The sequence below is a fragment of the Candidatus Hydrogenedentota bacterium genome (genome assembly GCA_019695095.1).
Lineage (GTDB): Bacteria > Hydrogenedentota > Hydrogenedentia > Hydrogenedentales > SLHB01 > JAIBAQ01.
On the sequence record JAIBAQ010000214.1, the window covers coordinates 1 to 9,329 of the forward strand.

The 9,329-nt window shown below is 56.1% G+C and carries 4 protein-coding genes and 1 pseudogene; all 5 read right to left on the bottom strand.

The features are described from left to right. Positions 1 to 436, bottom strand: a 436-nt coding sequence (locus tag K1Y02_22840; GenBank protein ID MBX7259217.1) for a hypothetical protein, incomplete at its 3' end; no start/stop codon positions are given. Between the two features lie 4,193 nt (positions 437 to 4,629). Further along, positions 4,630 to 5,172 (bottom strand): annotated as a pseudogene (locus K1Y02_22845) (DUF1559 domain-containing protein). Positions 5,173 to 5,817: 645 nt separating this feature from the next. After that, a complete protein-coding gene (locus K1Y02_22850) occupies positions 5,818 to 6,720 on the bottom strand; it encodes a prepilin-type N-terminal cleavage/methylation domain-containing protein (protein MBX7259218.1) in 903 nt (300 codons plus the stop codon). A gap of 829 nt (positions 6,721 to 7,549) precedes the next feature. Further along, positions 7,550 to 8,407: a DUF1559 domain-containing protein gene (locus K1Y02_22855; GenBank protein ID MBX7259219.1), complete on the bottom strand. Its 858-nt coding sequence runs from the start codon at positions 8,405 to 8,407 to the stop codon at positions 7,550 to 7,552. A gap of 680 nt (positions 8,408 to 9,087) precedes the next feature. Continuing rightward, positions 9,088 to 9,329, bottom strand: a 242-nt coding sequence (locus K1Y02_22860; GenBank protein MBX7259220.1) for an acetolactate synthase, large subunit, biosynthetic type, incomplete at its 5' end; no start/stop codon positions are given.

The following is a 9,329-nucleotide window of genomic DNA, read 5'->3' on the forward strand; positions in this document are numbered from 1 at the left end:
AGTGCCACAGAGACTGGCCGTCCACGTACTCGGCAAACACGCGGGGCACGCCGCCCAGGCGACGCACGTAATAGCAACTGACGACGTGAGGATGCAGGCCGAGATTGACCCAGGTCTCGCATTCTTTCTCGAAGTTGCGCGCGCCTTTCTCGCGCAGCATCGTGCGGGCTCTCGGGCTCTTCACCGCCAGGGGCATGTTCCAGCCACGGTGAAGGACTTTGTAAACCTTGCCCATGCCGCCTTCGCCAAGGAGGTCCGTCACTTCGTAGACGTTGAGTATCACATCGCCGATGTTCCACTCAACGGATACGCCGTCGGGGCCGACGGATTTGCTCATCAGGATTTCTTCGTCGGACTGGCCGTTGTGAAGGAGCGGAACCAAGTGTTCGCGAGTCGCCAATACGGTTCGACCGCACTCAGCGCACTTGCCCTCCATGCCGACCTGCTTCTCTTCGATCAGCAATTCGGCGCCGCAAGGGCAGTTGTACCTAAATTGGATGGGAGGCATGAGTTCCTTCGATGTTAGACACGGAAGCTAAACGGGCGATTCCGCAGGAGTCAACCCGGATTTCTCACGAGCACACTTGAACCTCACTCGCAACCATTGTGTTTGCGAGACTTGCGACGAAAAACAAAACGGTTCTCCGAAAACAGAGTGTGTTCGCGAGAAATCCTCATGGCATAACCTCAACGTCTTGCACGTGATCACTTTGCGCCGGCGCTCAATCGCGCCGGTGCAAACTGCGGATGAAACGGCTTGCGAGTCGCACTATATCCAGTATAACAGCCAGGAGTTTCCCTGCCAAACGCAGTTCGGGATTAAGGAGACAGAAGGGTGGCCGGTGCCCGCATTCATGTCCGCCTCGGCGACAGGGAACAGGAATATGGGAGAAACGCCAAAGATTCTATTGACAGATTCGGACATTAGGTACAGTATTGAAGGTGGTGCGTTGGGTGTGCGAACCGGGTAGTTTCAAGGACGAGACGCGAATAGGGGCTGCATCGCGGGCGTTAATTCACACTCCAATCCTGGCGACGCGGGGAAATCTACAAATCACTTCAATAGCAACGGGCTCATTCTCTTTGGATTCAACGCGTGATGTCATAGCGTGAACCGGCGAAGGAGGCTGCTGAGATGAATTCCACAAGGCACGGTACTCGGGTTCAAGATCTTCGTGGGTGGAAGGCGTGGATGTCCGCTCGTCTGGCACTCGGCTTGATGTTGGCGGCGGCAGTTGTGAGTGCCACATTCTACCTCTCCAGTAAGCGACAAGAACTTTCGAATGCGCTGGGGGCTGCCGGTACGCGGGTTTCGACGCCGACCGAGCGTGCACCGAACAGCATTCCTCCGCGATTATTGGACAAGTCAGGCTTGAGGGCCGGCACTTCGATGGAGGAGAGAAGAGAAGTGGGCCGCATCGATACGAAGGCCGAGCCCAATCCGGAACGGGGCGCCGAAGTCGTAATCGATTTCAACGCACTCACACTGACCAGGCCGGGCGTTCAGGAATCGCTTACTGCCGCGCGTGAAGTCATCGTGGATGTCGAAGGCGGGCACGTACGTGTGGAAGGAAGGCCGGGCGATGATGCCTTTACCTACCGTGCAACAGGGGCTACGAGTGGCACACTTGCCCTGGAGGGCATGGCAACGACATATAGACTCCGCAATATCGGGAAACACGAACGTGAGGCGGAGGCGCCGGTGACTATTAACACTGGCCCTGGGAACGACGTCCTTACGGTGCGCCTTGACGGCAATAGAGCAGCGAACGCCTATCTTCAATTTGATGGCGGCGCGGGTAGTGACACGCTAATCACCAAGGGCATGCCGCCTACGGGTCCGGTCGCTGAAACGTACATCCCCGGTCCAGGCAATTTGGAGGGACGTATCCGCTTTGCGGCTCTGGATGGGGAACCGCTGATGACGGTGGATTTCAATGGACTTGAACCCGTTGTCGATTCGGTGCCCGCGTCAGGCCTTACGGTAGTCGCGACGGACGGTAATAACGCAATCACGTATACGCAAGGGGGGTCGGCGGCGAATGGGAAGGTCAGCGTGGATAGTTTTGAGACCATCGAATTCAGCAACAAGTCCACGCTGACCCTGAGCTGCCTGAATGGAAACGATACGGTGGTGCTCGCCAACGCGTCCACACCAACGGGACTGACGGGCATCACGGTCAATGGAGCCGAGGGTGCGGACTGGATGGACGCGCGGGGTCTGGCAGGCCCGGCGGTGACGCTAAATGGCAATGGCGGAGAGGATACGTTGATTGGCGGAGGAACTGCCGACACGTTGAACGGCGGAGACGGTAACGATGATTTGTACGGTGGCCCCGCGAACAGCACCATCGACGGAGGTGCACACTCGGATTTGCTGACGTATATGGGAACGGTGCTGGGAGACACCATCACGTACCGGCAGCACTCGACCACATCGCTTGTGATTGACACGAACGGATCGTCTCAGACAGACACCGTGACGACCGTAGAACAGGTTTGCATCGATCCGTGGGATGGGGATGATGCCGTCACTGTCACCCTGGCGGACTCCTTGCTGGTAGGAACCATCCCCGGGATGCCCGTGCTCGTAACAGGTGGCTCACCTGAGGCGAGCGATTCCCTTACCGTGGTAGACGATGGTGTTGAAGACCTGACGATTCTTCGCAGGGGACCGGATGGGCAATCCGGGAGTGTCGTGGTGGGACCAAGCACAGCCACCGGGCCTGCGTCTCCAGTCAATTTTGAGGGAATTGAAGATGTGAGCATCCAGGGAACGTACGTTGAGTTCCCATTCGATGCCCATGAGAACAACGATTTGGCGGCGCTGGCAACAATGTTGGGCTCGGGCGGCACCGTATATGCGTGCATCGACCCTGCTGCCGACGTGGACATTTTCAAGATAATCCCGGCTCAAACGGGTCTGATGTCTTTCCGAGTGTCGTTTCGGTCCTACGCGGCCATGCCATCGGGGCGACCCGGCCTTCCTGGCAATGGAACCCTGCAATACGTTGTGACGGATGCGAATGAGAATCTCATTGCAACGGCGCCGTCTCACGCGCTTGTAGTGGCTGGACAGACCTATCTGGTGCGCGTATCGGGGACGAGTGGTTCAGTGAACGCCTATAACCTGGTAGCCGGGAACATTGGACTTCCGGTGCCCACAGGAGTCTCGATCGATCCCGCGGAGGACACGACGACGAGTAACCCGCGTCCACGGTTCATCGTGCATGCCGATCTCGGTGCTATTTCCAGCGCGGGCGCTGCGATATTGACTCCGGCACAGGCCTCGGGTGGTGTAACGCCCGGCGTTGCGGTGCTGGTGACCATTACCAACACGAGCACCGGCGCGAGCGTGCAGGGGTATGCCGCAGCCATCGGTTCGAGCACCAGCGAGTTTGCGTTTACACCGGCAGCGGATCTCGCGCCGGGTGACTATACCGTTGCCGCGAGCGTCAAACTGTATGATGGGCAGACGACTCATGCCAGCGGGCAAAGCACGCTTTCGGTCCCCCTGGACGTCACGGTAATGAGTTGCGAGGGCCTGCCGGTTGCCGGGAACACAATCACGTTTGGTCCAGTGCCGGCAGCGCCGTTCGTATCCGCGAGCGACGGTCTGTATGCCGGACGAGTGCGAGTAACGTGGTCAGAGGTCGCGGGGGCCAGCGAGTACCTGGTGTATCGAGCCAATTCGGCGGACCTGACGGACGCAAAGCTTCTGGGCACGGTCACCCAGCGCCTGTTTCTGGATGACTATAGTGCGCGGCTTGTGCCGGCAGGTGGCGGGTGCGCGCCCGGAATCGCGACCCCCGAAGTCTATTACTACCAGGTGTTCTCCAGCGGCCCGTGCATTGCGACATCCGGCGTGGGTGATGACGAGGGCAGTGCGGGAATCGAAGACACGGTGACACAGTACGCGCTACCGGCCGAAACGGACCTGCTGGGTAATCAACTAATCTCTTCCATGGAAAGCGTGTCGGTTCGGGTTCGCGGCGGTACGTTCGCGGTCAATTCGAGCCAGGTGTGGGGCGTGATTCACGCGGATTCCACGTTGAGCGGAGCGAACGTAAGCATCGGGACATCAGCCAAGGTCATCGCTCAGAACCTTTGGGTCACATACACACCAACGGTTCCGTGGCAGCTTGGAGAGACCATCACAATGACTGTCGGCGCGACAGACACGGGGGGTCATGCCTTGGGGCCGATTACGTTCACGTTCAAGGTTGTCGGGGCGAAGGATCTGCAACGGACGAACGAAGCGCTGGTGATTCCATCGGCAGTGGGAGCGAATACGCAAGCGGAGATTGTGCCCGTCGCATGGCCGGCGCGTTTGCCGCATCTGGAGCATGCGGCTGGCGATGCGTATTCGGTGCTTCCCGAAGGGCCGTATCAGGAACCAGCGGTGGTGTGGTTGCCGCTGCCTGCGGGGATAGGGCCAGCCGACGTCGAACTCGCATACGTGTACTTTGACGGTATCCAAACGCGTTGGGTACGTGGGGTTTCGGTACGCGAGTGGCTGTCGGACGAGGAGGTGCGCGTCGCAACGTGGGAAGGCACGTCCTACGTGGGATACGCGGTGAATCACTCCGGAATCGTAGCGCTGGCAAAGGTGGACAAATCCGGTCAAGTTCAGCCGGCGACGATGTTGATGCTCACAGAACATTCTCCGCTTCGCGGACTCTGCACCCTGATCCCGGTTGGAGTCGCGCTGGCGGCACTGAGGATTAGGCCAACCGCAGCTAGACTCAAAGGAGTACTGTTTGGATCTTCTTTAAAGTCATACAAGAAGCCCTGGAACAGATAGCTTTCGTCGATGGCGCGCATGTAACGATCACCATGGTTGCAGCCACCGTTGATGGTGTGGCAGCCGTTACCGGCGTGGTCGATCGTGTTGTCGCCATTAGCAGCCATCCAGTTGTCCGAGGTGGCATCCGCGTCGGACGGGCATACCATGATGTTCGTGTCGGTGAGGTACTCGGGGTAAATCTCGAGGACCGTCGGACTGAAGTCGAGGGCAAAGGTCGCAGGGCTGGCGATCGGGGGCAGGTAGAATTTCACCTGCATGGACGGGAACTTCTCGCCCTTGGCTTCATTGGCGTACATTTTGAAAACGAGACCCCATTGCTTGAGGTTGTTTGCGCAACTGGCGCGGCGAGCGGCTTCGCGGGCGCGGGCTCTTTACCGCCAGAGGCATGTTCCAGCCACTATGAATGACTTTGTGGACCTTACCCATGCCGCCTTCGCCGAGGAGTTCAGTTACTTCGTAGACGTTGAGAATGAAATCGCCGATGTTCCACTCGACGGAGACGCCACCGGGGGCCGACGGATTTGCTCATCACGATTTCTTCGTCGGACTGTCCGTTGTGAATCAGCGGAGCCAGGTGCTCCCGAGTCGCTGAGACGACGCGACCACATTCAGCGCACTTGCCCTGCAGACCGACCTGCTTCTCTTCGATCAGCAATTCGGCGCCGCAAGGGTGGTTGCACCCAAATTGGATGGGAGGCATGAGTTCCTTCGATGTTGACCGAAGTTTGACGCAAGGGCGCTCCTGCGAAAGAGGCACGTTACGTTAATTATGGCGCATTCAGTATAGCAAGCTGATACGCTTCGGTGAAGCGTATCCGTGCATCACGTATCCATGCATCGCGAAGTTCGAAGGTCCTGAGACTGCCGCTGTACCGATATACTAGCAGAGTATGACTTGGGTGGTATTGGACGTTACTTGGCATGGCCTGAGGCTTCCAAGGGAAAAGAAAAGCTCGCATGCGAAGCCCCGCGAAGTGGCTTGCATGCGAGCCAGAGAAATGGACTATTGTCTAGAACAGGGCAAACGCGTTGCCAACTTCCCGACTGAATGGACCGGTGTCATCCGGGTACTTCTGGAACGCAACGTGACCGTCCATATAAAGGACGTTGCCGCCACCGGGCACGTGGTTGAAGTCAGCAACATCATTGGAGATTCGGTCACTCATCGCGAAGGTTTCGCTTTGAGCGGTTGCCGACGCAGCAGGATTGTTAATGTCACTGATCAGGAAACGCTCAATGCCTTCACGGAAACGATAGATTGTGCTCCCGCCGCCGTTGCCAACCTGGGCAGCAACGATGCCATAGGTGGACAATGAGGAAACGTCGTTCAAATCCAAGTCCGTCTCAATTGAGGACCACATATCCTGGGCGGAAACCCAGGTGTCACTGGTGATCTGTTGAACTGCCAGGTACATAGCCGCGAACTGGGCACACACGTTTCCGCCCGGTAGCGGGACGACGGGGTCATTCGCACCTACCTTGTCGAGCATATACCCCAGATAGAAGTAGCTTTGGGTATCGCCTTCGGAGAAATCCGTGCAAGTGGTCGTGAAGCACCAATTGCCATTTGCATCTTTGTACTCGTCGATATTGGCCTGGGCATCCGAGGGACAGACCAGGATGTTGGGATCGGTGAGGTACTCAGGAAACACGCCGCTCGGCATGTACTTGGAGTCCTTGATTTCCCCGTTAGTCTCGTCAAAGTAGACTGTAGCAAATGGCCACTTCTCACCCTTGGACTCGTTGGCGTACATCTTGAAGATAAGGCCCCATTGCTTCAGGTTGTTTGCGCAGCTGGCGCGGCGGGCGGCTTCGCGGGCGCGGGCCAGGGCGGGGAGCAGAATTGCCGCGAGAATACCGATAATTGCGATTACAACTAGCAGCTCGATGAGCGTAAATCCACGCTTACGCATCGCTCAATTCTCCTTAATGTTTGTTAGGACAACGGTAGTTAAAAGTATTGCATGGAAATGACTGCTTGAAAAAGAAAGACTTTTCGTGCCCGCGCACCTCCTCTCTGATCGAGGCCGCCCTCACAGGACTCAGGGCTTTGGTCTCATGCATGAGCTCACTTGCAGCACAACTGGCCGAATCAGAAATGCCTTCTTATTTCCTGACTCGAATGGTGTGATACTTTGCCGCCACCCGTACGACAACGTTGCCTACCACACCCTGAGTATATCGCGGTTTGGTCGATTTGTAAACTCGAATATGCAAAATATTACAGTGACACAAGAAATGGAGTTGCGCCGGGGAGCACGCGGCACAGCAATGCTAAGTCAAATAATTCTTATGGCTTACACAAGGAATCGCGATGAAGGGCAATGCTGCGTGCACTCGCAGAAGGTGGCTGTAAAGAGACTTGTTAGGCTAAAGGACAGCAGTTGAACAGGCAGAACCTGACAACGTTAGCGTTGTACGAGATTTGGTGTTGGAATACCTAATAGCCTGACAAGATAAAGATCGGTACAAGTACTTATGGGGGATGCCCAATGGCAGCTGAAGGCGAGGTCATTCATTGGTGAAAGACCTCGCCCCTCTTAATCACTTGAACTTAGTCTTCGGACAGAAGATCGTAGATGATCTGGAACAACTCGGCCATGTCCTGGCGAATTGGCGACTGTTCACATTACGTTGGCTCTTCCTCGTAGGCCTTTGACTTGCGGTCATTTCGCAGACTCGGGTTAATGACAAAAGCCGCAGGCCGAAACCTGCGGCTTTAGCTATTCGGTATCGTTGGCCCTATTCGGGAAGTAATGGGAGAATCTGGAAGAAGATGTCCACGAAGTCTCTGCGTACCGGCCATATGTCGCCGGGATACTTCTCGAACTGGACGTGACCGTCCATGAAGAGGATGTTCCCGCCACCTGGAACGTGGTTGTAATCGCCACCCGGCCACACTTTGTCAAACATTACAGAAATGGAAGACTGTGCCTTTGCAGTGGCGGCAGGGTTATTAATGTCGGAGATAAAGAAGCGTTCGATACCCTCCCGGAAATGGTATATCGTCGTGCTGGCCCCATTGATGTCTACTGCGTCTGAGAAATCCCCGACGAAGTTGTTGACGTCTTCCGTGGTCCATGTGATCAATGCGATGACATTGGCCAGAGTGAAGTCAGTCTCGTCCATTGCCCAGCCCAAATACCAGTAGCTGATATCGGGCAGCCTCGGTAGCTTAGTGCCGTTTTCGCATATACGGATATAGCTGCCGTGGACATCGGGAGAGCCGAGATTCAGTTGCGAGGAAGCAAGGCTTGCAGTGTCACTGTCGTCAGACGGGCATATGGTCAAAGCCAAGTCGTTCATGTATTCGGGATACATGGAGGGCGCATCGAACATGAGCATGGGCGTCTCGCCATCGGGTTCGGGTGCGCACGTTGTCAAATTATAGGTATATCCAGGTGGAGGAAACTTCTCCCCCTTCGCTTCGTTCGCGTACATTTTGAAGCAGAGGCCCATTTGCTTGAGGTTATTTGCGCAACTTGCTCGCCGAGCGGCTTCGCGGGCGCGAGCGAGGGCGGGAAGGAGGATTGCAGCAAGAATACCGATGATTGCAATCACTACCAGCAATTCGATGAGTGTAAATCCACGATTTCGCATCTCTCTGTGCCTCCTGAATGTTAAGGTTACGGTCGACATTTCCTTGAGCATTCGAGAAATCAACTGCGGGTCAAGGTACGCTTCTTGTAATGGATTACCCCCTTCCCCAACGTGACTACCGTACGGTAGGTATGCTCGGCGATGCAAGCCAGTTGTCATGCAAATCTGGACGTTTGTTTCCCCATTTGACGCAATCGGCTGTCTGAAAGGTGTATCGACACTTTTACGACAGTGACACCGATTCTAGTGGGAGTATAGCGCAATATTCGCATTGTGTAAATGAGTTTTCTGCTGCCAATGAAGTGGATGCCTACAAGTCTTTTAAGTAGCAGACCGCTGTGTTGCACCCGCCCTTACAGGGCTCACATTGGGTAGGGGCTGGTACCTGGGGTATTTCGCGCTTGCAGCGCTCTGGAGTATCGAGTCAAATCGTCGGTGTATATCGGTGGTTGTTTCTTTCTCGGTTGCGGCTATGCCGCGCCGGGCTGGAGTCTGTCGTGCCTTTGGCACTTCATAGAAACACGGTTCTATTCTTGCCGTGTTTCTTCTCCGGCAATCGTTGCGCGCGTTCGGCGTTATGCTGAGAGGCTCAGGAGGAACCAAGCGCGTGCACAGCCCCTGACAGGAAAGGGAGGCGCCTCGTTGGTGAAGCGCCTCCCTTGGACTGGGCGAACTTAAGACTAGAAAAGGTCAGGGATCTTGGTCATGTCGATGGGCTCCGGGGCCTGCTTTTCTTCGACTTCCGGTTCGCGTTTCGGAATGAAGTCGCCGGTGATCATGTCTTTGTAGCTCAAGCCTGGTCCGACCATGGGGAAGACTTTCGCATTGGGGTCGATCATGACTTCGAGGAAGGCGGGGCCTTCAAACTTGATGAATTCGCGCAGTGCAGCCGGGACTTCCTTGATTTCGGTGAGGCGCTTGG